Origin of the sequence: Massilia phyllostachyos (genome assembly GCF_021044825.1) — a bacterium.
Classification (GTDB): Bacteria; Pseudomonadota; Gammaproteobacteria; order Burkholderiales; family Burkholderiaceae_D; genus Telluria; species Telluria phyllostachyos.
Window position 1 is genome coordinate 18,799 of record NZ_JAJNOC010000004.1, and the last position, 24,817, is coordinate 43,615.

At 63.3% G+C, this 24,817-nt stretch carries 20 protein-coding genes; 9 read left to right on the plus strand and 11 right to left on the minus strand.

Translation table 11 applies throughout. The features are described 5' to 3' along the window. Positions 1 to 40 precede the first annotated feature (40 nt). Both LQ564_RS13375 and LQ564_RS13380 read right to left on the minus strand, forming a co-directional pair. The gene (locus LQ564_RS13375; RefSeq protein WP_231058601.1) at positions 41 to 1,024 is read right to left on the minus strand and encodes a TerC family protein; all 984 of its coding nucleotides are present in this window, start codon (positions 1,022 to 1,024) and stop codon (positions 41 to 43) included. A 33-nt stretch (positions 1,025 to 1,057) separates the two neighbouring features. Next, positions 1,058 to 1,486: a tellurite resistance TerB family protein gene (locus LQ564_RS13380; RefSeq protein ID WP_231058602.1), complete on the minus strand. Its 429-nt coding sequence runs from the start codon at positions 1,484 to 1,486 to the stop codon at positions 1,058 to 1,060. A gap of 109 nt (positions 1,487 to 1,595) precedes the next feature. Here LQ564_RS13380 and LQ564_RS13385 point away from each other — a divergent pair, with 109 nt between their 5' ends. The 4 genes from LQ564_RS13385 (at position 1,596) to LQ564_RS13400 (ending at position 6,372) form a co-directional block, all read left to right on the plus strand. Beyond that, a complete protein-coding gene (locus LQ564_RS13385; protein ID WP_231058603.1) occupies positions 1,596 to 2,483 on the plus strand; it encodes a LysR family transcriptional regulator in 888 nt (295 codons plus the stop codon). A gap of 370 nt (positions 2,484 to 2,853) precedes the next feature. Then, on the plus strand, positions 2,854 to 4,380 hold the full coding sequence (locus LQ564_RS13390) for a DUF262 domain-containing protein (RefSeq protein WP_231058604.1): 1,527 nt from the start codon (positions 2,854 to 2,856) through the stop codon (positions 4,378 to 4,380). After that, the gene (locus LQ564_RS13395; protein WP_231058605.1) at positions 4,380 to 5,264 is read left to right on the plus strand and encodes a hypothetical protein; all 885 of its coding nucleotides are present in this window, start codon (positions 4,380 to 4,382) and stop codon (positions 5,262 to 5,264) included. Before LQ564_RS13390 ends, LQ564_RS13395 begins: the two co-directional genes overlap by 1 nt. Positions 5,265 to 5,601: 337 nt before the next feature. Then, on the plus strand, positions 5,602 to 6,372 hold the full coding sequence (locus tag LQ564_RS13400; RefSeq protein WP_231058606.1) for a hypothetical protein: 771 nt from the start codon (positions 5,602 to 5,604) through the stop codon (positions 6,370 to 6,372). On the opposite strand, the gene LQ564_RS13405 is transcribed toward LQ564_RS13400, so the two are convergent. From LQ564_RS13405 to uraH, 9 genes are all read right to left on the minus strand, one after another. Next, positions 6,350 to 7,582, minus strand: a complete 1,233-nt coding sequence (locus tag LQ564_RS13405) for a type II secretion system F family protein (protein ID WP_231058607.1) — start codon at positions 7,580 to 7,582, stop codon at positions 6,350 to 6,352. The genes LQ564_RS13400 and LQ564_RS13405 overlap by 23 nt on opposite strands. 17 nt (positions 7,583 to 7,599) lie before the next feature. Then, complete coding sequence (pilB, locus tag LQ564_RS13410) at positions 7,600 to 9,327, minus strand: type IV-A pilus assembly ATPase PilB (protein ID WP_231058608.1); 1,728 nt, start codon at positions 9,325 to 9,327, stop codon at positions 7,600 to 7,602. Positions 9,328 to 9,512: 185 nt separating this feature from the next. Next, the gene (locus LQ564_RS13415; protein ID WP_231058609.1) at positions 9,513 to 10,811 is read right to left on the minus strand and encodes an HlyC/CorC family transporter; all 1,299 of its coding nucleotides are present in this window, start codon (positions 10,809 to 10,811) and stop codon (positions 9,513 to 9,515) included. Positions 10,812 to 11,022: 211 nt separating this feature from the next. After that, positions 11,023 to 12,576 carry a methyl-accepting chemotaxis protein gene (locus LQ564_RS13420; protein ID WP_231058610.1) on the minus strand — a complete coding sequence of 518 codons (1,554 nt, stop codon included), beginning with the start codon at positions 12,574 to 12,576 and terminating at the stop codon, positions 11,023 to 11,025. Positions 12,577 to 12,649: 73 nt separating this feature from the next. After that, on the minus strand, positions 12,650 to 13,057 hold the full coding sequence (locus LQ564_RS13425; protein WP_231058611.1) for a hypothetical protein: 408 nt from the start codon (positions 13,055 to 13,057) through the stop codon (positions 12,650 to 12,652). Between the two features lie 10 nt (positions 13,058 to 13,067). Continuing rightward, positions 13,068 to 14,330 (minus strand): hypothetical protein, encoded by a 1,263-nt coding sequence (locus tag LQ564_RS13430; RefSeq protein WP_231058612.1) that lies wholly within the window; start codon positions 14,328 to 14,330, stop codon positions 13,068 to 13,070. A 214-nt stretch (positions 14,331 to 14,544) separates the two neighbouring features. Next, the gene (locus LQ564_RS13435; protein WP_231058613.1) at positions 14,545 to 15,102 is read right to left on the minus strand and encodes an ATP-dependent Clp protease proteolytic subunit; all 558 of its coding nucleotides are present in this window, start codon (positions 15,100 to 15,102) and stop codon (positions 14,545 to 14,547) included. 37 nt (positions 15,103 to 15,139) lie between these two features. Continuing rightward, the gene (locus LQ564_RS13440) at positions 15,140 to 16,957 is read right to left on the minus strand and encodes a DUF4153 domain-containing protein (protein ID WP_231058614.1); all 1,818 of its coding nucleotides are present in this window, start codon (positions 16,955 to 16,957) and stop codon (positions 15,140 to 15,142) included. Between the two features lie 68 nt (positions 16,958 to 17,025). Beyond that, a complete protein-coding gene (gene uraH, locus LQ564_RS13445; RefSeq protein WP_231058615.1) occupies positions 17,026 to 17,379 on the minus strand; it encodes a hydroxyisourate hydrolase in 354 nt (117 codons plus the stop codon). Between the two features lie 102 nt (positions 17,380 to 17,481). Between uraH and puuE the strand changes: the two genes are divergently transcribed. The 5 genes from puuE to guaD all read left to right on the plus strand — a co-directional run bounded on the left by puuE (position 17,482) and on the right by guaD (position 24,700). Next, on the plus strand, positions 17,482 to 18,423 hold the full coding sequence (puuE, locus tag LQ564_RS13450; RefSeq protein ID WP_231058616.1) for an allantoinase PuuE: 942 nt from the start codon (positions 17,482 to 17,484) through the stop codon (positions 18,421 to 18,423). A 116-nt stretch (positions 18,424 to 18,539) separates the two neighbouring features. Beyond that, a complete protein-coding gene (gene xdhA / locus LQ564_RS13455; protein WP_231058617.1) occupies positions 18,540 to 20,018 on the plus strand; it encodes a xanthine dehydrogenase small subunit in 1,479 nt (492 codons plus the stop codon). Between the two features lie 11 nt (positions 20,019 to 20,029). Next, positions 20,030 to 22,363 (plus strand): xanthine dehydrogenase molybdopterin binding subunit, encoded by a 2,334-nt coding sequence (xdhB, locus tag LQ564_RS13460; RefSeq protein ID WP_231058618.1) that lies wholly within the window; start codon positions 20,030 to 20,032, stop codon positions 22,361 to 22,363. Further along, positions 22,360 to 23,391 (plus strand): xanthine dehydrogenase accessory protein XdhC, encoded by a 1,032-nt coding sequence (xdhC, locus tag LQ564_RS13465; protein ID WP_231058619.1) that lies wholly within the window; start codon positions 22,360 to 22,362, stop codon positions 23,389 to 23,391. Before xdhB ends, xdhC begins: the two co-directional genes overlap by 4 nt. Positions 23,392 to 23,395: 4 nt before the next feature. Next, positions 23,396 to 24,700 carry a guanine deaminase gene (guaD, locus tag LQ564_RS13470; RefSeq protein ID WP_231058620.1) on the plus strand — a complete coding sequence of 435 codons (1,305 nt, stop codon included), beginning with the start codon at positions 23,396 to 23,398 and terminating at the stop codon, positions 24,698 to 24,700. Positions 24,701 to 24,817: the final 117 nt, after the last annotated feature.

Genomic DNA, 24,817 nt, shown 5'->3' on the forward strand with positions numbered 1-24,817 from the left:
AGGGGGAATCCAGTCCACCTGACTGAATTCCCCACCCGCCCTACGCTACATGCGGCGGATCATTGCGCGTCTTCCACAGCGAATACAGCACGCCCGACGCAATCAGCACCCCCGTGATCGCCAGCGACAAGCCCGCCGGCACCTTCCCGCCGAACACGAAGTCACCCAGGAAGATCTTCGACCCGATAAACACCAGCACCGCCGCCAGCGAATACTTCAGGTAGTGGAAGCGCTCCACCATCGCCGCCAGCGCGAAGTACAGCGCACGCAGGCCCAGCACAGCGAAGATGTTCGAGGTGTACACGATGAACGGATCGCTGGTGATCGCAAAGATCGCCGGCACGCTGTCCACCGCGAACACCACGTCCGTGATCTCGACCATGCACAGCGCCAGGAACAGCGGCGTCGCCCACAGCACGGTCTTGCCCGGCACCGCCGGGTCCGGCTGGCGCACCAGGAAATGATTCCCGTGCAGCTCCGGCGTGATGCGCAGGTGGCGCTTCAGCCAGGACAGCACCTTGCTCTCGCGAATGTCGTCGCTGCTGGTATCCACGAAAAACATCTTGATGCCGGTGAAGACCAGGAAGGCGCCGAACAGGTACAGGGTCCAGTAGTAGTTTTCGACCAGGGCCGAGCCGGCGCCGATCATGATGCCGCGCGTCACGATCACGCCCATGATGCCCCAGAACAGCACCCGGTGCTGATAGAGCGGCGGGATGGCCAGGGTCGCGAAGATCAGCGAGATCACGAAGATATTGTCTAGCGACAGGCTCTTCTCGATCAGGAAGCCGGTATAGAACTGCATCCCTTTTTCGCCGCCGAACTCATGCCAGACCCAGAGGCCGAACAGCAGGCCCGCGGTCAGGTAGAGCGCAGACAACTTGAGGCTTTCCTTGACCCCGATGATGTGATCCTTCTTGTTCAGGACGCCGAGGTCGAAGGCGAGCAGGACCACGACGATCGTGAGAAACACCAGCCAGGACCAGGCGGGGGTTCCCAACCAGAGTGTTGTAAGCATGTCCATGATGGGCTCCATTTATCCGTAGAGGTTGCGGCCTCAGCTTGCGAGAGCCGCGGTGGTGAAAGCATCCTCGGCCCGGTCCTGGCCGAACCAGGCGCGGGCCGCGCGGCGCACCAGGGTGGTTTCGCGGCCGTCGAGGTGGCCGTCGGCCTGGACGATGTCGACCATGGTCTTCCACAGGCAGATCTGCAGCAGCGGGTCGCGGATGTCCTGCAGCAGGCCGTCCAGCAGGACCGGGTCGATCTCGACCATGCCGGCGCGGCGGTTGGCGGCGGCGTCCAGCAGGTCTTCGCACAGCTCGCGCAGGGTGCGGTCGAAGGTGTCGTCATCGACCTTGACCTGCTCCAGGAAGGTGGCGCGCTGCATGGCGTGCAGCTCGGACGGGCTCAGGTGGCCGTCCACGATCATGGCCAGCGCCAGGATGCGGCTGATGGCTTCGGGACTGTTGGCGGTGTAGGTGTGCATGGTTGACCTCGACAAAAAATGAATGTGAAGTCACTATAGGAGCGCACTATTGCAAAGTAAAATCGATTAATCTTTCGCTATTCATCAGTTTTTGTTGAGGATCGGCCGGATGATCAATTACAAGCACCTGCATTACTTTCACGCGGTCGCCTCGCTCGGCACGGTGGCGCGCGCCGCCGAGCAATTGCACGTGACGGCGCAGGCGATCAGCATGCAGTTGCAGGTGCTGGAAGATCAGTTGGGCGAGGCACTGTTCCAGAAGAAGGGCAGGGTGCTGGAGCTGACCGAGGCGGGCAAGACGGTGCTGCGCTATGCCGAGCAGATCTTTGACCTGGGTAACGAGCTGGAACAGGCGGTGCGCCGCGGCGGTTTCACAGAACCGGAAACCCTGCGCGTCGGCATCACCGACGTGATCGCCAAGACCATGGCCTTCCGCCTGCTGCAGCCAGCGCGTGAAGCGGGCCTGGCGATGCGCCTGATCTGCAAGGAAGGCCGCTTCGATGACCTGGTGGTCGAGCTCGCCGCCCACCGGCTCGATCTCGTCATCGCCGACCAGGGCCTGCCGACCGGCGGCGCGGTGCGTGGCCACACCCGCCTGCTCGGCTCCAGCACGCTCACCGTGATGGGCCACCCGGAGCTGTGCGAAGCCTGGCCGGGCGACTTCCCGCAACGCCTGGCGGGCGCCCCGGTCCTGTTGCCGGGCCAGGACGCCGCCGTGCACAGCCAGCTGAACAGCTGGTTCGAGACCCACGCGCTGCGACCGATCATCGTCGGCGAATTCGACGATGGCGCCTTGCTGAAATCCTTTGCCTGCGCCGGCACCGGCTTCATGGTGGCGCCGACCGTGCTGGCCGACGTCGTGCACGAGGAGGACGGCCTGGTGGCGATCGGCACCATCGACGCCATCGTCGAGCATTTCTATGCCGTGTCGGTCGAGCGGCGCGAGCATCATCCCGCGGTGCGCCGCATCCTAAATAATGCGGGATCGGTATTTTAACGGGAATGTAATTACCTATCTTGAATGCAAGGGCAATACTTGAAAGCTCCAATTTTGGTCGACATTGAAATGGAAAATTAAGTTCAACAATATCCAGCTAATATAAGTGGTAATGTCGTCGCCCTCTTATTTTGGTTGAGAATATAAGTTGGTCTTGTCGGTAGTATCCTAATATAGAAATTAATCACCAAAATTTTGTTCATATTGTCGGATTCGTGACCCATTGCGAATTAACCGGAATTACCTATATATTTTTATAATTTAGTACTTAGCTAGTGCTAAGCTTTGAGATTATTCGTTAGGCATAATGTGTCATCTAGATGCGCACATCACGAAGATTCATGCAATAATGAAAGCTAAAGGGGGTGTCATGGATTTTCAACAATCTAAGTATTCGATTGATAGTTTAGTTCAACGAGTTCGTAGCGGTAAATTGGCGTTACCTGACTTTCAACGAGACTTCGTATGGGAGCCGAAAGAAGTAGTAGATCTTTTAGACAGCATTTCTCGACAGTGGCCGATTGGCTCTCTCCTTCTATTATCTGGCCCTCAGCCGTTTGCCTTTCGCCCCATCAATAGTGGTCCAGAGCTATCGGTAAGCGACTTGGACTTGTATATTTTGGACGGGCAACAGCGTGTAACGGCTTTATTTCATGCGATTGCTGATGTTTCCGATTTTTGTTATTTTGTGGATTTTCAGGAGCTCCTGAATGGAAGTGATGAGGTATTTTCGTGGGAGCGAAGATCAAAGTTCGAAAGGCAATATCCTGATGTAAAAAGTCGCGCTAAAGGGATGGTTGCGCTTGTAACTGACTTGTGGGAGATATCGAAATTCTATGAGTGGATGAGATTTGTTCCTGAAAATATCGATACGTCGCAGGTTATTCACTTGCGTCAGACCAGGTTGGGCGGATTACAAAGTAAAGTTTACGATGTTTTTGCAATTGTCCTGGAGCAAGATATTGACCTGGAAGCTTTGGCTAGGATTTTTGAGACAATTAATAGGAAAGGCGTCGATCTGGATGCATTCGAGCTATTAGTCGCAAAGCTTTATCCACATGGGTTTAATTTAAAGGAAGAATGGGAAAAGGCAAGGGAAGAATTTCGTATCTTGGGAGATTTCGATCCAGATGAGAAGCATAAGTTAGAGCTTCTAAAGCTTGTTTCGTTAATAATAAGAATTAGTGAAGGCAAAAAATTTTCGAGGGGTGTACGTCAAGGAGATCTGCTTGCATTAAGCAAAGAAAATATCAGTACATATTGGCGTGACGGCGTCTCGTTAATGGCAGAAACTCTTCAATTTGCGAAATTAAATTTCGGAGTTATATCTCCGGAATTGCTTCCGAACTGGGCGATGATACATGGGCTTGCTGGGCTAATCAAGTTTCATCGTTATGATGCAACTGAAGCATGGTGGCGAAATTCTTTGATTGAACAACATTATGCACAGGCGGCAAATACGAAAATTGTAGCTCATTGGGATATATTGAGGACTGGGGCATTTACTGTCGAGAAAGTTCAAATTGGTGAGGATAAAGCTCGTGAAATTCTCGCTAAGCCGGCTGGCGCAAATGGATTGTTAAATAAGGGTCTGTTGGCACTTATTTATAAAGGCGGCGCATTAGATCCTTTGACAAATAAGCCTTTGCAGTCTAGCCAAAGAATTGCATTCCGTTCAATCTCCTCGGACGGAGTTATTCGTAGAATTAGATCCGTGGATAAGATTTCACAAATTATAATGCTTAGTGACGAAGGCGATAAAAAAATTGGTCGGCAAATCCTTGCTAGCGATCCAAAAGTAAGTCAGCTTGCTCTGTCATCTCAAGGACTTGATTTGGGAACATACGAACGAGTGGAAGCTTTCCTAATCAATGTCCTTCAGAGTGGAGAAATTTAATGAAATTGACCAAGTCTAGTCCCGTCAATGAAAATAATACCAAGTTTCTCTGGGGATGTTTTTTAGCAATCGTTGTTGTTTGGTTCTCTGCAATATTTTGGGTTCCAAAAGTTTCTTCATTGTTGATTACGTCGGCTGTGGAGTGCCAAGTTAGTTTGCCAGACGGCAGACCAACACCAGAGTGTGTCAATGTACTTGGCAGTTATGGTGCAACTGGTGACCTTTTTGGAGCAGTAACCTCGCTATTTTCCGCATTAGGTCTTTTTGCAGTCGCTTTCACTGTTCACGTCGAGTCTAAGGCACGGAAATCGGAGCTAAAGCCGTTTGTAATTTCAAATTTAGGAGAGGACGGGATAACACTTCAGGACCCTAATTTGGGAACTGAGCAAAACATTGATGTGTTAGTACCTCTAGTATTCAAGAACGTCGGTGAAGTTGCTATTAATGTCAATATTTCGGCGGAACTCGAGTACGCTGGTAAAAAATTTCAAATTGATGAGGTATCCCTTGAAAGCCCTCTAGTTGCAGAATTTGATGTCCATGAAATAGTCAGAGGAACTCTTAAAGCTGATGCTTTTAAGACAGTTCTGGGAGCCCTAGAAGATGAGGCCGAAACAAAAACCAATGGCTCTAATTCGGCTCCTAGTGCCATCCCTGTTTCTTTAAAGATCAATATATTCTATGAGAGTCTTTCGGGAGTTACGTGGGTTACGACTGTCAAATATAACATTACGTTAACAACTCCTGCCCACCGAGACAAACTTATATCTTTGACGAAGTTAACTGCTGATCGTACAACGATGTGGGCTAATAAGGTTTCTGTTCCTTTAACGGCGAAAGTGGCAAAAGGGTCATGGGACTATGGCCTGAAAGAGTCCAAGTAGATTTATCACCGAGGCTAATTTTGGATATGTTGAAGGATTTGTTTATAAGCTGCTATACCCAGACTTCCCAACAACTCTTTCAAAAGCCATATAACGCATCTTTCTTTGTCGCGTGTTCGACGGCAGGACGCTTGTGCAATCTTCGCTTTTTCCACAGGGGATTATGGTGACGCCATGGTGCTGGCCGATGTCGTGCAATATAAGGATCGTCTGGTAAGTCGCAGCGCCATTCATGCAATCGTTGAGAATCACGATGTTTTATCGGTAACGGGGCGGGTTCGTTATCCTGCCTTGTGCTGCATCTGCAACGGACCCGGCATCGTGTTCGAAGCTGGCCATGAGGGCGCGTGGCAAAGGGCGCGCCAACCTCAAGCCGCCGGGCACGTGCTTTTCGGCGCACCGGCCGACGGCGCGGCAACTGATCCTGACGACCGTCCTCGTGTGCCTGGCGCTGGTGCTGATCTCGATTTTGTTTCCCGCCGGCCCGACGGCGCCCTGGCTGCGGGACCCCAAGCCCACGCTCGGGTGGACCTTGATGCTCAGCGGCATCGGCACCCTGTTCGCGTTCGTCATGTTGTGCTTCATGAGCTACCAGCGGGTCCACATCGACGGCAGCACGATCCGCGTAAAGAGCACCGCGACCATGTTCCGCTGGCAGAGCTTTGACGCATCCCAGGTGCGCACGATCCGCTACACCGGCACCGGCTTCCAGAACATGTCCATCTGCCTCTACCCTCGCTCCAGAGGCCAACGACGACGCGCGCGTCGTGCCCTTCACCAGCACGTCGTGGTGGAGCGAATCCGCCGCGATCGACAATGCGGTTTATTTGGCCGTGGTGGCCGCCGTCGCGCGCGTGCAGCCGGGGATTGTGGTGGAAAACCTTCCTGCCGACTATGCAGGGCCCCTGTGCACGCCAGCCATGCTGATCTGACTGGATCGTCGTGGGGCGCAGGGTGGGCGGAAGCCCGCGAAGCACGCTGGCGCCGGCAGGCAGATGGCGGCGTTCGGTATGGATGGGAAATTGAAAACGGCGGCGGGCCAGATGGCCGCGCCGCCGTGCGGGTGCTGTCAGGTCAGCAGGAAATCAAACCACCGAACCCAGCTTGAAGATCGGCATATACATCGCAATCACCAGGCCACCAATCAACACCCCCAGCACCACCATGATAAGCGGTTCCATCAGCGACGACAAGGCCGCCACCGCCTCGTCGACCTCATCCTCGAAGAAATCCGCCACCTTGCCCAGCATGGCATCCAGCGACCCGGATTCCTCCCCGATCTGCACCATCTGGATCACCATGTTCGGGAACACGTTCACGTTCTGCATCGACAAGGTCAGGCTGGTACCCGTGCTGACTTCAAGCTGGATCTTGCGCGTCGCTTCCATGTAGACGAAGTTGCCCGAGGCGCCGCCGACCGAGTCGAGGGCTTCGACCAGCGGCACGCCGGCCGCGAACATGGTCGACAGGGTGCGGGTCCAGCGTGCGATGGTGGCCTTGCGGATCACCGCGCCGAAGATCGGCAGGCGCAGCAGCAGGCGGTCCATCGACTGTTGCATCTTGACCGAGCGTTTCCAGGACTGGAAGAAGAAGTAGAGCGCACCGAACAGCGAACCGAAGATCAGCCACCAGTAGGCAACGAAGAATTCCGAGATCGCCATCACGATCAGCGTCGGCGCCGGCAGGTCGGCGCCGAAGGTCTTGAACACTTCTTTAAAGGCCGGAACCACCCAGATCATGATCACGGCCGTGACCACGAAGGCGATCGCCAGGATCGAGATCGGGTACATCAGCGCCGACTTGATCTTGGCCTTGATCGCCAGGGTCTTCTCCTTGTAGATCGCCAGGCGCGTCAGCAGGTCTTCCAGGATACCGGCCTGTTCGCCCGCGCCCACCAGGTTGCAGAACAGCGGATCGAAATACAGCGGGTACTTGCGGAAGGCGTTGTTCAGGCTCGTGCCGGTCTCGACGTCGTTGCGCAGGTCCATGATCAGCTTCGACATGGACGGATTCGCGTGGCCCTTGCCGACGATGTCGAAGGCCTGCAGCAGCGGCACGCCGGCCTTCATCATGGTGGCCAGCTGGCGCGTGAACAGGGTCAGGTCCTTGTCGGTGATCTTCTTGCCGCTGCGGTAGGCCTTCTTCTTGACCTTGGTGACCAGGATGCCCTGGCGGCGCAGCGTGACGTTGACGATCGCCTCGCCGCCGGCGCGCAGTTCGCCGCGCACGGTCTTGCCGGTGCGGTCCTTGCCTTCCCAGGCATAGACCTTTTCCTTGACCTGGGCGTTGCCCTGGCTTTTCGTGAGGAGGCTTGCCATATCGTGTCGTTCGCTTCCTATTCGTTGGTGCAGCCGAGGACTTCTTCGAGGCTGGTGAGTCCCTGCTTGACTTTCATGAGGCCGGAGCGGCGCAGCGAGTTCACGCCGTCCTTCTCGGCCTGGGCGGCGATCTGCATCGCGTTGCCGTGCGCGAGGATCAGGGCCTCGATCGCCGGGGTGATCGGCATCAGCTGGTAGATGCCGACGCGGCCCTTGTAGCCGGAACCGAGGCAGCGGTCGCATCCCACGGGGCCGTAGGGCTTCCAGTCGTCTCCCAGGTCGCCTTCGCGGTAGCCGGCCGCCAGCAGCACGTCGCGCGAGGTCTCGAGCGGCTGCTTGCAGCTGCACAGGCGGCGCGCCAGGCGCTGGGCGGTGATCAGGATGACGGACGAGGCGATGTTGAATGGCGCCACGCCCATGTTCATCAGGCGCGTCAGGGTCGAGGGCGCGTCGTTGGTGTGCAGGGTCGAGAACACCATGTGGCCGGTCTGGGCGGCCTTGATCGCGATGTCGGCGGTTTCCAGGTCGCGGATCTCGCCGACCATGATGATGTCCGGATCCTGGCGCAGGAAGGACTTCAGCGCCACCGGGAACGTGAGGCCCGCCTTGTCGTTGACGTTCACCTGGTTCACGCCGGGCAGGTTGATCTCGGCCGGGTCTTCCGCGGTCGAAATGTTGATGCCCGGTTTGTTCAGCACGTTCAGGCAGGTGTACAGCGACACCGTTTTACCGGAGCCCGTGGGGCCGGTGACCAGCACCATGCCGTAGGGGCGCGAGATCGCGTCCAGCAGCAGGGCTTTCTGGTCCGGGTCGTAGCCGAGCGCGTCGATGCCCATCTGCGCCTGGGTCGCGTCCAGGATACGCATGACGGTCTTCTCGCCGAACAGGGTCGGGAGGGTGCTCACGCGGAAGTCGACGGTCCTGGTCGGGCCCATCACCAGGCGCATGCGGCCGTCCTGCGGCACGCGCTTTTCCGAGATGTCGAGCTTGGCCAGCACCTTGATGCGCGAGACCAGCTTGTCGCGGATGCCGATCGGCGGATTGGCGTGGTCGCGCAGCACGCCGTCCACGCGCATGCGGATGCGGTAGTACTTCTCGTAGGGCTCGAAGTGGATGTCGGAGGCGCCCAGCTGCATGGCGTCCATCAGGATCTTGTTCAGGAAGCGCACGATCGGCGCGTCCTCGACGTCGTTGGCCGCATCCGGCGGCGGCGCGGCCTGGGTCTCTTCCTCGGCGAACTCGATGTCGCCGTCCTCGCCCGCCAGGTCGTTCAGGCTGTCCTCGGCGCTCTTGGCGATGGTCGCCAGGAGTTTGAGCAGGGCGTCGTGGGCCACGATCACCGGCTCGACCGTCGCCTCGCTCTGGAACTTGATCTGGTCGAGGGCCTGGGTATTCGTCGGATCCGATAAAGCCACCGACATCTTGTTGCCGCGCTTGGCCAGCGCGATGACGCGCTGCGCCTGCATCAGCTTGGCGTCGATGGCGGCGCCCGGCATCGCCTCCTGGGCAAAAGCGGACAGGTCGAGCAGCGGATAGCCGAAGGTCTCGGCGCAGAAGGCGGCCAGGGCGTTCGCATCGATGATGCCGCTCTCCAGCAGGGCGTCGATGAAGGCGCTTTTATCCTGCGTCGCCTTCTTTTGCAGCGCATCGGCCTGTCCCGCGCTCAGGCGGTTGGCCTGGACCAGCGCGCGCGCCAGGCCCGCCATCGGCGTGCCTTGGGTCGTGTTGGGGAGGACTGCTGCCATATGCGCAAGTAGGAGAAAAGGGGGATCGGGCTTGGTCTGGGATCACTGGATGATGCCTACGGGCATCACATTTGTAAAGGATTCCGTACCGTGCGAGATGCGTGCGCGCCACGTAGACAGGATGGCACGCGCGGATTCGATATCAGCCGATCAAGGGCTGTGGTACGGGCGACAATGAGTGTGAATCAGGCGACAAGGAAACGCCTTGACGGGGCGGGCCGCAGCAGCTTGACGCGCTTCACGGCCTGGCCTTCGACCAGCAGCACCTCGATCACGCAGCCGCCGATCTTGAGGGCGATCGGCGCGTCCGGGATCTCCTGCAGCGTTTCCAGCAGCAGGCCGTTGACGGTGCGCGGGCCTTCCAGGGGCAGCGCCAGGCCGAGCGCCTTGTTGATGTCGCGCAGCGGGGTGCCGCCGTCGAGCAGGCATGCGCCGGCCGCATCCCAGGCCAGGCTATCCGGCGCCGCGTCGCCGGCCTGCTGGGTGGTGAAGTTGCCGATCATCTCCTCGATGATGTCGTCCAGCGTGAGCAGGCCCTGCACCTCGCCGTACTCGTCGACGACCACGCCGAGCCGCTCGCGCGCCTCCTGGAAGTATTGCAGCTGGTCGAGCGCGCGCGTGTCCTCGAGGATGAAGTAGGGCGGGGCGAGCAGGGCGCGCAGGCTGTCCTTGCTGGCGCCGCCGGGCGCGCGCAGCAGGCTCGCCGCCTTGCGCACGTGGAGGATGCCGATCACCCGGTTGATCTCGCCCTCATACACCGGCAGGGCGTTGTGCACGCAGCCGGCCAGGCCGTCGAGGAGGGTGTCGAGCGGGTCGTCCAGGTCGAGCGCCTCGATGCGCGCGCGCGGGGTCATGACGTCACCGACGGTCACCGCTTCCAGGTCGAACAGGTTGAGCAGGATGCTGCGGTGCTTTTGCGGCATGAAGCTGCCGCCTTCCAGCACCACCGAGCGCAGCTCTTCCTGCGACAGGCGCTGGCGCGCGGCGTCAGGCGCGGTCCGGATGCGCAGCATCCACAGCACGGCGCGCACGAACACGTTCACGAACGAGATCAAGGGACGGCCGATGCGCATCAGGCCCTTGAGCGGCAGGCTGGTGGCGGCGGCCACCGGTTCGGCATAGGTCGCGCCGATGATCTTGGGCGAGACTTCGGCGAACACGATCAGCAAAAACGCCACCGCGGCCGCGGCGCCGGCGATCACGCTTTCCTCGGCTCCGAACAGGCGGATCGCGATCACCGTCAGCAGGGCGGCGCACATGGCGTTCAGGAGGATGTTCGAGATCAGGACCAGCGAGAGGAAGCGGTCGGTGCGTTCCAGCAGCCACAGCGCGGTAATGGCGCCGCGGTGCCCGCGCCCGGCCAGGTGGCGCAGTCGATACTTGTTGGCGGCCATCAGGGCCGTTTCCGACATCGCGAAGAAGGCGGAGAGCAGGATGAGGAGGGCGAGTGCGAGGATCAGCACCCATAAAGGGACGGTATCCAAGGGTCACCGTGGGAAGCTTGCGGGGTGTTAATTCTAGGGCAAGCTTGGATGGGGTGCAAGGATGCGGATGAGGGATGCGGGGGAACTTGGATCGCGGCCTGCGCCGGGATGACGGTCTTTAAGCTAACGTCGTGAGATAAGGTGTGCCTATGCCACCGCCCTCAAAACCGTCGTCCCGGCGAAGGCCGGGACCCAAGTTCGTAGCAAACCATTAACGCAACGCGAGCCGCTTGGCGCCGCCAACCGCCTGCGCCTCCAGCTTGAACACCGATAACGCCCCCGTCAGCTGCGAAGTCTGCTCGGTGAGCGACTCCGCCGCCGCCGACGCCTCTTCCACCAACGCCGAATTCTGCTGCGTCATCTCGTCGATCGACCCGATCGCGCGCCCGATATCCTCGATGCCCGCGCTCTGGCGCGCGCCGGCGGCGCTGATCTCGGCCATGATGGCCTGCACCTTGCCCACCGATTCCACGATCTGCCCCATGGTCACGCCGGCTTCGTCCACCAGCGCGCTGCCGGCCGAGACCTTGGCCACCGAGTCGCCGATCAGTTCCTTGATCTCCTTGGCCGCGCTGGCCGAGCGTTGCGCCAGGTTGCGCACCTCGCTCGCCACGACCGCGAAGCCGCGGCCCTGTTCACCGGCGCGCGCCGCTTCCACCGCCGCGTTCAGCGCCAGGATGTTGGTCTGGAAGGCGATGCCGTCGATGACGGAGATGATCTCGACGATCTTGTTGGCCGAGCTGTTGATGTCGCCCATGGTGCTCACCACGCCGCCGACCACCTGGCCGCCGCGGGTCGCGATACTGGTCGCGTTTTCCACCAGCGCGTTGGCCTGGCTGGCGGCGCTGGCGTTTTCGCGCACGGCGCCGGTCAGTTCGTCCATCGAGCGGGCGGTGCGGTCCAGGCTCGCGGCCTGGGATTCGGTGCGGCGCGCCAGGTCCGCGTTGCCGCTCGCGATTTCCGAACTGGCCAGGGCGATGGTGTCGGCCGAGGCCTTGATCTCGGCCACCAGGGTCGCCAGGCGGCCGCGCATTTCCTTCAGCGCCACCAGCAGGCTCGATTGGTCGCCGGCTTCGATGCGGATCTCGGTCGACAGGTCGCCGCCGGCCACCGCCTGCGCGATCTCGCGCGCATAGGCCGGCTCGCCGCCCAGCTGCTGCCAGATGGTGCGCACCACGAACCACGAAACCAGGGCCAGGCAGGCGATCACCACCAGCGCGGTGACCAGCATCGAGATCAAGACCTTGTTGACGCTGTTCTTCGAGGCGTCGACGCCGGCCGCGAACTGGCGCTGGGCCGCTTCGTTGATCTTGGCGAGGTCGCCGTTCAGGGTGGCGAGGGCCGCCTGCATCTTCCCGACCACGGCCTGCGGGTCGCCTTGCTCCATCTCGAGCATGATGCGCGCGGCCGACTGGGCCGGCGCGTAATAGGCGTCGAATTCCTTGGCCAGGCGAGCACCGACGTCCTGCTGGCCCGGGATCTGCTTGAATTTCTCCAGCTTGGCGCGCAGCTTGTTCGCCTGCTCGCCCATCTGGCCTACCTTATCCTTGTCGCCTTCGGCCACCGCTTCCTGCAGGCCGTCGGTGATGGCGGCGACGTCCAGCGTCAGCGCCTTGGAGGCATCGAGCACCGGGTAGTCGACGCTCGCGGTGGTGGTGATCGAGTCCAGCGCGCCTTTCGCGATCATCGCGCTGGCGCCGGCGCCGAGGCCGAAAATAATGGCGGAAATGACGGGCAGTGCCCAGATCCTGCGCTTGATGCTCATTGATGTCTCCAGAATGCAGAAACCGCCGCAGGTGCAATGCCTGCGGCGGGTGCTTCATTGATGCTGCGTGCGCTTACTGCGCGGTGTAGACGACCTTGACGCTGCCGTCGACGGCGCCCTTGTCGATGTAGCCGATCGCCTTCGGATTGGCGGCGACGGCGGCTTTGACTGCTGCGCTGTCGGCGACTTCCTTCGGCATGGTGGCCTTGCCGGTGAAGACCAGCTTCGACCACAGGGCCTTGGCCTGGGCCGCGTCCTTGTCCGCCACCTTCTTGTAGAACTCGGCGCGGATGGCGCTGGAATCCGCCTGGTCGATCGGGGTCATGCTCGAGGATTTACCCAGGAAGAACTGGGCGACCTGCTCCTTCGTCATCGACGATTCGGCGGCCTTGCTGCTCACCACGACCACCACTTCGGCCATGGCCGGCGCGGCGGCTGCGAACGAGGCGGCGGCGATCAGGATTGCGATGTGCTTGTTCATGCGCGCCTCCTCAGAACACGAAGTCGAGCGACAGGGCGCCGACCATCACGGCATCCTTGAAGCCCGGCTGCACGTTGAGGAACAGGCCGTTGCCGTTGCGCGGCTTGACGCGGTCGAGTTGCACCTTCAGGGCGACCGAGCTGGCGAAGTCCCAGCGGAAGCCGAAGCTGTTGGTCGACTGCTCGCCCTGGCCCACGCCGGTGTTCGGCAGGCGGCGCACGCCGGCGCCGAGCTGCTGCAGGGTCGGGGTGCAGGCCGCCGGATAGCCGGCCGGGCAGGCTGCCGGCACGGTGTTGACGATGGCGCTGTCGACCTTCAGCCGGGCGTGGCTGACGTAGGGCAGGAACTTGCCTATGCGGTAACCGCCCATCAGGTACCACGAGGTGGTGTCGTTGATGTAGGTCTTGGTCTTGCGCTTGGCGAATTCGCTCTGGACGACGATGTTGTTCCAGTCCATGGCCAGGCCGAGCGAGCTGAAATGCGCTCCCTTGCCGTTGGCTTCGATCTCGTTGGCGAGGGTCGGCAGGGCGGCGAAGCGGTAGCCGGCGCCCGCAGCGCGCAAGCCGGCAACCAGGGTGTTCAGCGAGGCCGAGTCGTCGATGGTGATGTCGGCGCGGGCGTGGCCGGCGCGCACGGTGAAGGGGCCGTGTTCGGCGCTGATGTTCAACGCGGCGATCTTCTTGCCCTTGGCGTGGATGCCGCCGGCCAGCGGCGATTTCACGCTGCCGACCGCCAGCTGCGAGGTCACGCTGGTGTCGCCGAAGCTGTGCTGCCAGGTGACATCAAGGCCGTCGACGCTGTTGAACGGGACTTGCGAATACACTTCCGCCGGCGGGCGCAGCAGGGTGTTGGCGTAGCCGACGTTGCGGTAGTCCGAAATCATGAAGACCGGCAGGCCGACGCGGCCGACGCGCAGGCTGATTTCATCCGACAGGCGGGCCTTGGCGAAAGCCCAGCTCAGTTCGGCGCCCCAGCTTTCTTCGGCGTCGCGGCGCACCAGGCCCTGGGCGGTCAGCGACAGCCAGCTGTTGACCGGCATGTCGGCCTGCAGGCCGAGGTTCGAGTCGATGCCGGTGCGCAGGTCGCGCGAGGAGCCGGAAGCCTGGTTCGGGCGGGCGAATTCGGCGTGGCCGTTATCGGAATAGGTCACGGCTGCGCTGCCGAAACCGCTGACTTTCACTGCCGGGAAACCGCCGCCATCCTGGGCGTAGGCGGTCGAGACTGCCAGCGGAAGCGCCAGCAGGGTTGCAATCACACGTTTATTCATCATCATTCTTGTTACGTCTTCTGTTGCGGAAGCTGCTCTGGGAAGGCGGTGCTGACGGAAGCAGCAAGCTCGTCATACCGTGAAACACTGGAAATGATTCTATCCAGCGCGCAATTTTCCCAGCAAGAAAAAGATGACAATTGGTGACAATTCAGCCGTGAATGTCTTTACGGCGTTGTTTAGTTGAAACAGCTGCTTGTTTAGCTGACAAGTAGGGTTGTCAATTCCACCAGTGGCAGGTGGAACCGGCGGCCGGCAGCTTGGCTTGCTGTGCGCCGTGGGTAATGCCGGCTTTGGCAGCCTCGTCGGCGTCGAAGATGCGGGCGTTGCCGGTGAGGTTGTTGCGGATGTCGGTTGGCGTGCCGGCGGCCGTGGTGGCTTCGAGGAAGATGCTGGCGTAGCGCTCGGCGTCGAAGTCGAGGCAATCGCGCCATTCGGACACGCGCGAATGGTCGGCCGCGACCAGGCTGCCGAAGCCCCAGTGCAGCGGGTGGATCAGGAAGCGCGTGCCGGGGCAGGCGTAGCGCTTGTGGCCGGCCAGGAAGATCACGACGGCCACCGATTCCACGCTGCCGATATTGTGGGTGGTGAGGGGGATCGGGAGCGACTTCAGGAAGAAGTAGAGGGCGAAGCCGGCCGTCATGTTGCCGCCTTCGCTCGACATGTGCAGCGCGATTTCGGTCGCGCCGTTCTGCAGCGCCTGCAAGCAGTTGTTGCGGATCGCGCTCGCCGAATTGTGGTTGATCGGTCCGATGAAGTGAACGATGTGCAGTGCCATGGGCCCCCCTTTCCGATGAGCCCAAGGATAGCAAGTTTCAGGGGGCGGCCGCGTCCGGCTTCGCCGCAGCGCCGGTCTTGCAGCCATCGGCCGCATCCGCATGAGGCTGGAAGGGGAAGCGGCGTCCCGCCACTTCCAGGTCCTTCCATAGGGGTGGCAGGATGCGGAACGCGCCATCGCGCATGGCCTGCCGCCATCCCGGGCAGGCCAGGCTGGCGGAATAGGTCCCGACGATGCGCCAGCGCTCCCCCGCATGCGCAAAGGCGACGCTCCAGGCGGTGTCTTCGCCGAACAGCAGCACCTCGGCCTGCGCGTCGCCGTCGAGGTCGATGACCATCGCGTCGCACTGCTGTTTTGCGCGCACCAGGCAGTCGGGCATGAAGGGGGCATTGGCCTCGAGCTGCCAATCCATCTTGAGGAAGCTGTCGGGGAGGCGCGCGCCGGCGGGCCAGACGCGCAGGTTGTCGGCCAGCTGCGGCGCGGCGCCGATCCGGTCGAGCTGGTACTTGCTTTGCAGCTTGCGCACGGCGGCGATCCGCCGGCGCAGTTCGGATGCGTCAGGCCGGGCGGCGTCCGCTTCCAGCCGCGCCAACGCCTCCGGGCCGTAGCGGGCGCCGTCGAAATGCAGGTAGCCGACGTCGAACTGCGCCGCCGTGACCCGGCCGGACGCCAGGCGCGCGAGCTGGTCGTTCGTCGCCAGGCGCGCTGGATCGGCCAGCGGCGTGAGCAGCGCCAACAACACGCCCAGCACCACGAAGGCGGCGGCGATGTTGACGCCGGCCAGTCCGCGCAGCCAGCCGCGGCGCACCGCGGCGGCCGCGTAGCCGCCGGCATAACAGGCAGCCACCAGCATGCAGGCCGCGGCCAGCACGCGTTCGTCGGTCCAGCCGTATTCGTTCACCCGCAGCGCCAGCGCATAGATCGCAAGCAGGACCACCGGCACCAGCAGCAGCGCGGCGATGCGCGCCGCCAGCGCCACCGGACGCGCGGACGCCGGCACGCCGTTCTGCCAGGCGGCGTTGATCAGGATGACGAATGCCGCCGCCGCGCTCAGCAGCACCCCGGCCGCGCTGCGCGTGGCCCACAGCGGCTCGAGCCCGGTGAAAGGCAGGCTGACGAGAAAACCGCCGACCAGCAGCACCAGCACCGGCAGGATCCAGGACAGCAGCACCAGCAGCAGGTTGCGGATGCCCTGCACGATGGCGGGCCGCAGGTCGGTCAGGTGCATCGCGCAGGCGAAGGCGAAGGTGGTGACGGGAATCGCGAACCACGATTCGCCGATCGCCCGGCGCAGGAAGTCGAGCTTGATCAGCACGAACAGGGCCGCGCCCAGGTGCAGCACGATCCAGGTAGCGCCGACGAAGACGCCGCTGAAGGCCAGCTGCACGCCGAGCTTCCAGGCGGTCTCGAAGTAGGCCGTATAGCCGGCGATGCGGCGCTTTTCGAACGCGCCGGCCAGCACCAGGGCATGGGCGATGAAGAAGCCGGCGACCAGCGACAGACAGAGCTGGGGTGACGGTTCGCGGGCACGCGGCTTCGGTCCCTCCGGCAGGCGCCATGCCCCTTCCATGCGCCAGACGTCGTAGAAGGCGAGGGCGGCAACGACCGCGGCGACGCTTGCCGTCCACACCAGCAGCTGGCGCCGCGTCAGCTGGCCGATTCCGCTGATCGCCACCACCGGCGCGATCGCCGCGACCAGCAGCAGCGGAACGAACAGGCGCGGCACGGTGGCCGGCCAGGCCAGGTCGGTGCCGGCGCGGTAGAGCAGGTACAGAAGCAGGCCCTGCAGCAGGCCGATGACGATCCGGATGGCGGCGATGCCGGGTTGTGGGACCGTGTCCGCAGTGCTCTGCATGGTGTGCTCCAGTTTGTCATTTAGTAAATATTACTGTCATTCAACTGGTCGCGCCACTCTCCAGCGGCCTAGCTTCCCCGGTAGGTCGAATAGGACCAGGGCGTCACCACCAGCGGCACATGGTAGTTCTGGCTGCTGTCGGAGACGCCGAAGGCGATCACGATGCGGTCGAGGAAGCGCGGGGAGGGGAGCGTGACGCCCTGTGCGGTGAAATAGTCGCCGGCGTGGAAGACCAGTTCGTACTGGCCAACCCGCAATTGCTCGCCTTCGAGAAGGGGAGCGTCGCAGCGCCCGTCCGCGTTCGTGTGGGCTGTGGCGAGCAGGGTGCGCCCGCAGCTGTCGGTGGCGTAGAGCTCGACCTTCACGCCGGCGCCGGGACGGCCGTGGGCGGTATCGAGTACGTGCGTGGACAATTTACCCATATGACCATATTCCCCGATTGAGTTGAAGTATGCGGGCAATCATATACCGTTGTGCTTCATGCAATATATAGTCAGGCTTATATACGCTCATTCCTCGACACCATGGACAGCTACGCCCACTACCCGCGCGACCTGATCGGCTACGGTCGCAATCCGCCGCATCCGCGCTGGCCCGGCGGGGCCCGCATCGCGCTGCAGTTCGTGCTGAACTACGAGGAGGGCGCGGAGAACAGCGTGCTGCATGGCGACCCGGCGTCGGAAACCTTCCTGTCCGAGATCATCGGCGCGCAAGCCTTCCCGATGCGCCACATGAGCATGGAGTCGCTCTACGAATACGGTTCGCGCGCCGGGCTGTGGCGGGTGCTGAGGATGTTCGAGGGGCGCGGCTTGCCGCTGACCGTGTTCGGCGTCGCCATGGCCTTGAAACGCAATCCGGAAGCGGTCGCCGCCTTCCGCGAACTCGGGCACGAGATCGCCTGCCATGGCCTGCGCTGGATCTCCTACCAGAACATGGACGCCGAGACCGAGCGCGCCCACCTGGCCGAGGCGGTCGGGATCATGCGCGAACTGACCGGAGAAGCGCCGCTCGGCTGGTACACCGGGCGCGATTCGCCCAATACGCGCCGCCTGGTGGTGGAGCACGGCGGCTTCGCCTACGACGCCGATCACTACGGGGACGACCTGCCGTTCTGGCAGCAGGTCGAGGTAGCGGATGGCCGCACCGTGCCGCACTTGGTCGTGCCCTATACGCTCGACACCAACGACATGCGCTTCGCCGCCCTGCAGGGCTTCAATTCCGGCACCCAGTTCTTCGACTACCTGAAGGATGCCTTCGACGTGCTGTATGCGGAAGGCGACCCCGACGGCCTGGACCAGCCGAAGATGCTGTCGATCGGCCTGCACTGCCGCCTGGTCGGCCGGCCGGCGCGGGCGGCGGCGCTGGCGCGCTTCCTCGATTACGTGCAGCGCCACGAACGGGTCTGGATCACGCGCCGGATCGATATCGCGGATCACTGGAAAACCGTCCATCCTTTTCTAGAATGAAGGGTGTGGGCGTTCCATTAGATATACGAATATATTGATAAGTATTATTAGTAAAAGCTTATAAGTCATCTGCGCCGGGGTGGTAGCCTCTCGCCCTTGCCCGAAAGCCAGCCACCATGTCCGAACCGATCCGATTCTTTTACCGCGGCGCCGTCCACGAAGTGCGCGATGCTGCGCCCACGCAGACCATCCTGCAGCACCTGCGGGAGGATCTGCATTGCACCGGCACCAAGGAAGGCTGCGCCGAGGGCGACTGCGGGGCCTGCACGGTGGTGATCGGCTCGCTGGAGAACGGCAAGCTGGAGATGAAGGCGGTGAATTCCTGCATCCAGTTCACGCCGACCCTGGACGGCAAGGCCCTGTTCACGGTCGAGGACCTGCAGGCGCAGGACGGCAGCCTGCACCCGGTGCAGCAGGCCCTGGTCGAATGCCACGGCTCGCAATGCGGCTTCTGCACGCCGGGCTTCGCGATGTCGCTGTGGGGCATGTACCTGAAGCAGGAAAGCCACAGGCTTTCCGGACGCCAGCTCTCGCGCTGCCAGATCGACGACGCGCTGTCGGGCAATCTGTGCCGCTGCACCGGTTACCGCCCGATCATCGACGCGGCGCGCCGCATGGTCGAGCTGCCGCCCGCCGCTTTCGACCGCGCCGCGCTGGCCGAACGGTTGCAACTGCTGCAGCGCGCCCACGGTTTCAGCTATGAAGCGCAAGGCGCGCGTTTCCACGTGCCGCGCACGCTGGATGAGCTGGTGCGCCTGCGCGCTGAACTGCCGCAGGCGCTGCTGCTGGCCGGATCGACCGACGTCGGGCTCTGGGTCACCAAGCACATGCGCGAGCTGAACGAGATCATCTACCTGGGCCAGGTCGAGGAACTCAAGCACGTCGCCGAAGATGACGGCATGCTGGAGATCGGCGCGGGTGTGAGCCTGAACGATGCCTATGCCGCGGTGTGCACCCACTACCCCGACGAACTGGGCGAGATGTGGCAGCGCTTCGCCTCGCTCCCGATCCGCAACGCCGGCACCCTGGGCGGCAACGTCGCCAACGGCTCGCCGATCGGCGATTCGATGCCGTGGCTGATCGCGCTCGGCGCCCGGATCGTGCTGCGCGGCGCGGCCGGCGAGCGCGTGCTGGCGCTGGAGGATTTCTATCTGGGCTACCAGCAGAAGGATCTGCAGGCGGGCGAGTTCGTGCGGGCGGTGCGCATTCCGCTGCCGCGCGCGGGCTTGCGCTTCCGGACCTACAAGCTGGCGAAGCGCTTCGACCAGGATATCTCGGCGGTATGCGCCGCGTTTGCCGTCATGCTCGATGGAGATACCGTGACGAACGCGCGCATCGCTTTCGGCGGCATGGCGGCCACGCCCAAGCGGGCTGCCAACGCCGAAGCAGCCTTGATCGGCCAGCCCTGGAATGAAGACACCATGCGTGCCGCGATGGCCGCGATGCGCGAGGACTACGCGCCGCTGAGCGATATGCGGGCGTCGAGCAATTACCGCGTGCAGGCCGCGCAGAACCTGCTGCGCCGCTTCTGGCTCGAGACGCGCGTCGACGATCCACTGCCGGCCGCCGCGGTCAACGCCTTCGCGCAGGCCTGAGGAACACGAACATGAACGACGCCGCCAATCCCGTACTCGCAGCCGCCGACTGGACCGAAGTCGGCCGCCCGCGCAAACACGAATCCGCCGTGCTGCACGTGCTCGGCCAGGCCACCTACACCGACGACATCCGCGAAACCGCCGGCACCCTGCACGCGGCCCTCGGCCTGTCGAACCGCGCCCATGCGCGCATCCTCGGCATCGATCTCGACCCGGTCCGCGCCAGCCGCGGCGTGGTGGCGGTGCTCACCGCGCAGGACATCCCCGGCCTGAACGACTGCGGCCCGATCATCCACGACGATCCGATCCTGGCCGACGGCCTGGTCCAGTACGTGGGCCAGCCGGTCTTCATCGTCGTCGCCGACAGCCACGACAACGCGCGCCGCGCGGCCAGGCTGGTGAAGATCGATTACGAGGACCTGCCCGCCATCCTGACCCCGCAGGCCGCGCGCGCCGCGGAGTCCTACGTGCTGCCGCCGATGCGCCTCGCGCGCGGCGATGCGGAAACCGCTTTCGCCGGCGCACCCCATCGCGTGAAAGGCGAGCTGCACGTCGGCGGCCAGGAGCAGTTCTACCTCGAAGGCCAGATCGCCTACGCGATTCCGGGCGAAGACCGCGGCATGCACGTCTACTGCTCGACCCAGCACCCGAGCGAGATGCAGCACGTGGTCGCGCACGCGCTCGGCCTGCATTCGCACCACGTGACGGTCGAGTGCCGGCGCATGGGCGGCGGCTTCGGCGGCAAGGAATCGCAGTCGGCGCTGTGGGCGGCGGCCGCGGCGATCGCCGCCGTGCGCACCCGCCGCCCGGTCAAGCTGCGCGCCGACCGCGACGACGACATGCTGGTGACGGGCAAGCGCCACTGCTTCCACTACGAATACGAAGTCGGCTACGACGCCGATGGCCGCATCGTGGCCGCGAAAGTCGACATGGTCTCGCGCGCCGGCTATTCCGCCGACCTGTCCGGCCCGGTCGCCACGCGCGCCGTCTGCCACTTCGACAACAGCTATTACCTGTCCGACGTCGACATCCGCGCCGCCTGCGGCAAGACCAACACCCAGTCGAACACCGCCTTCCGCGGCTTCGGCGGGCCGCAGGGCGCGATCGCCATCGAATACGTGATCGACGAGATCGCCCGCAACCTCGGCCGCGACCCGCTCGACATCCGGCGTCTGAATTTCTACGGCAAGAACGAACGCAACGTCACGCCCTACGGCCAGCTCATCGTCGACAACGTGATCCACGAACTGGTCGCCGAGCTCGAAGAGACCAGCGCCTACCGCGCCCGCCGCGCCGCCATCGACGACTACAACCGCGCCAGCCCCGTGCTGAAGAAAGGCCTGGCGCTCACTCCCGTCAAATTCGGCATCGCCTTCAACGTCACCCACCTGAACCAGGCCGGCGCGCTGGTGCACGTCTACGTGGACGGCTCGATCCTGGTGAACCACGGCGGCACCGAGATGGGGCAGGGGATCAACACCAAGGTGATGCAGGTGGTCGCCCACGAGCTGGGCGTGGACTTGGACCGTGTGCGCGCCACCGCCACCAACACGAGCAAAGTCGCCAACACCTCGGCCACCGCCGCCTCCACCGGTGCGGACCTGAACGGCAAGGCCGCGCAGGACGCGGCGCGCAAGATCCGCGAACGCCTGGCCGCCTTCGTGGCGTCGCAGTTCGGTGGCGACGCCTCAGAAGTACGCTTCGCCGACGACACCGTGTTCGTCGCCGGCCAGGCGCTGCGCTTCGGCGAAGTGGTCGCCAAGGCGTACCTGGCGCGCGTGCAGCTGTGGTCCGACGGCTTCTACGCCACCCCTGGCCTGCACTGGGATGCGAAGACCATGACCGGCCACCCGTTCTCCTACTACGCCTACGGCGCGGCGGTGGCGGAAGTCGTGGTGGACACGCTCACCGGCGAATGGAAGCTGCTGCGCGCCGACGCCCTCTACGACGCGGGCAACTCGCTGAACCCGGCCATCGACATCGGCCAGGTCGAAGGCGCCTTCATCCAGGGCATGGGCTGGCTCACCACCGAGGAATTGTGGTGGAACCCGGCCGGCAAGTTGATGACGCACGCCCCCTCGACCTACAAGATCCCCGGCATCTCCGACTGCCCGCAGGACTTCCGCGTGCGGCTCTTCGAGAACCGCAACGTCGAAGACAGCATCCACCGCTCCAAGGCCGTGGGCGAGCCGCCGCTGCTGCTGCCGTTCTCGGTGTTCTTCGCGATCCGCGATGCGATCTCCAGCGTGGGCGGGCACAAGGTCAATCCGCCGCTGAATGCGCCCGCGACCTGCGAAGAGATCCTCAAGGCGGTGGCCGCCGTGGAAGCTGCGAGCATCGGATGAACGACTGGCTGCCACAGACGCTGCATGGCCCGGCCGTGCTGGTGACGGTCGCCCGCGTCGAGGGTTCCGTGCCGCGCGAACCCGGAGCGCGCATGCTGGTCGATGCCGACGGTTTTCGCGGCACGATCGGGGGCGGGCACCTGGAGCACCGCGCGCTTGAGATGGCGCGCGCCATGCTGGCAACAGGCGGCGCGGCCTGCATCGAGCGTTTCCCGCTTGGGCCCAAGCTGGGCCAGTGCTGCGGCGGCATCGCGTGGCTCGTATTCGAAATGGCCGATCCCGACCAACTGGCCATGCTCGACCGCCGCCGCAACGAAGACACGTGGCGTGTAATCCCCGTAGGGTGGACCGGGCCACGAAAGGCGGCTCCGCCGTCCGCGCGTCCAGGCAGCTCCGGCTCCGCCGAAGCGCAACCGTCAGTTGAACGCGCGGACGGGGGACCCGTCCACCCTACGCCCCCCGACTTTGATCGCAACGCGGGAACTCACGTGATGGAACACGATGGCCGCCTCTGGCTCATCGACGCCGTCCTCGCCCCACGCGCGCACCTGATGCTGTTCGGCGCCGGCCACGTCGGCGCCGCCATCGTGCGCGCCCTGGCCGATCTACCGTGCCGCATCACCTGGATCGACGAACGCGACGACCTGTTCCCCCCACAGGTCCCGGCCAACGTGGCGGTCGAAGCCACCGACACCCCCGAAGCGCTTGTTGAAAACGCACCACACGGCACGACCTTCCTGGTCATGACCCACAGCCACGCCCTTGACCTGGCCCTGTCCCACGCGATACTGTCCCGCCCCGGCCCCCAGGATTGGTTCGGCCTGATCGGCAGCGACACCAAGCGCCGCCAGTTCGAGCACCGCCTGCGCGAGCGCGGCGTCGCCGACGAGCGCATCGCCAGCATGGTCTGCCCCATCGGCCTGCCCGGCATCGAGGGCAAGGCCCCGGCCGTGATCGCAGCCTCCGTGGCGGCGCAACTCCTCACCGTGTGGGAAGCTGCGAGCCAACCCGAAGATTCAACGGAATAAGAAGATGTCCACCGCACCCGATAACGTGCAAGCCTACCGTGCGAGCTTGCTGCACTTTCACGCCGACCCGGCCTTCGACGACCAGGCCCATGCCTGGTTCGAGGACGGCCTGCTGCTGGTCGAAGACGGTAAAATCAAAGCCGCGGGCGACTACGCCGCGCTGGCAGGCACGCTGCCGCCGGGCGTCACGCCGCAGGACCTGCGCGGCCACCTGATCACCCCGGGTTTCATCGACACCCACCTGCATTACCCGCAGACCGACATGATCGCCTCGCCGGCGCCCGGCCTCTTGCCCTGGCTCGAGACCTACACCTTCCCGACCGAGCGCCGCTTCGAAGACCCGGCGCATGCGCGCGCCACCGCCGAGTTCTTCCTCGACGAGCTGCTGCGCTGCGGGACCACCACCGCCGTGGTCTACTGCACCGTGCACCCGCAGTCGGTCGACGCCTTTTTTGACGCCAGCGAAGCGCGCAACCTGCGCATGGTCGCCGGCAAGGTGCTGATGGACCGCCACTGCCCGGACTTCCTGCGCGACGTCGAGGGTGGGGTGGGCGACAGCGCCGCCCTGATCGAGAAGTGGCACAAGCGCGGCCGCCAGCTCTACGCGATCACCCCGCGCTTCGCCCCGACCTCCACCGACGCCCAGCTGCGCGCGACCGCCGAACTGGCGAAGAGCTACCCGGACACCTTCATCCAGACCCACGTCTCGGAAAACAAGGACGAGTGCAAATGGGTGGGCGAATTGCATCCGCAGGCGCGCAGCTACCTCGACGTCTACGAGCGCTTCGGCCTGATGCGCCCGCGCGCCCTGTTTGGCCACTGCATCTGGCTCGACGACGAAGACTTCGCGCGCATGGCGGCCACCGGCAGCGCGGCGGCGGTATGCCCGACCTCCAACCTGTTCCTGGGCAGCGGCCTGTTCGACTTCGAAAAGGCCGACGGCGCGCGCACGCTTCTGTCGCTCGGCACCGACGTCGGCGCCGGCACCTCGTTCTCGATGCTGCAGACCATGAACGAAGCCTACAAGGTGGCGCGCCTGAAGGGCAGCTATCTGCCGGCCCTGCGCATGTTCTACCTCGCCACCCTGGGCGCGGCGCGCGCGATGAACCTGGAAGGCACGATCGGCAGCTTCGCCGTCGGCGCGGAAGCGGATTTCGTGGTGCTCGACCCGAAGGCCACGCCCCTGATGGCGCGCCGCACGGCGCAGCTGGAGTCGCTGGAAGAGCTGCTGTTCGCGTTCGCGCTCTTGGGCGACGACCGCTCGATCAAGGCAACCTATTCGGCTGGCCGGCAAGTGCATACCCGGTAGGGTGGGCGGGGACCGCCCACCCTACATGCCTTATTGCAAACGCAAACTCAAGCGGTTAGAGTTGCGCGGTCACGCGGGACATCCATCCCGTACTAACCGCACCAGAAAGCCACGATC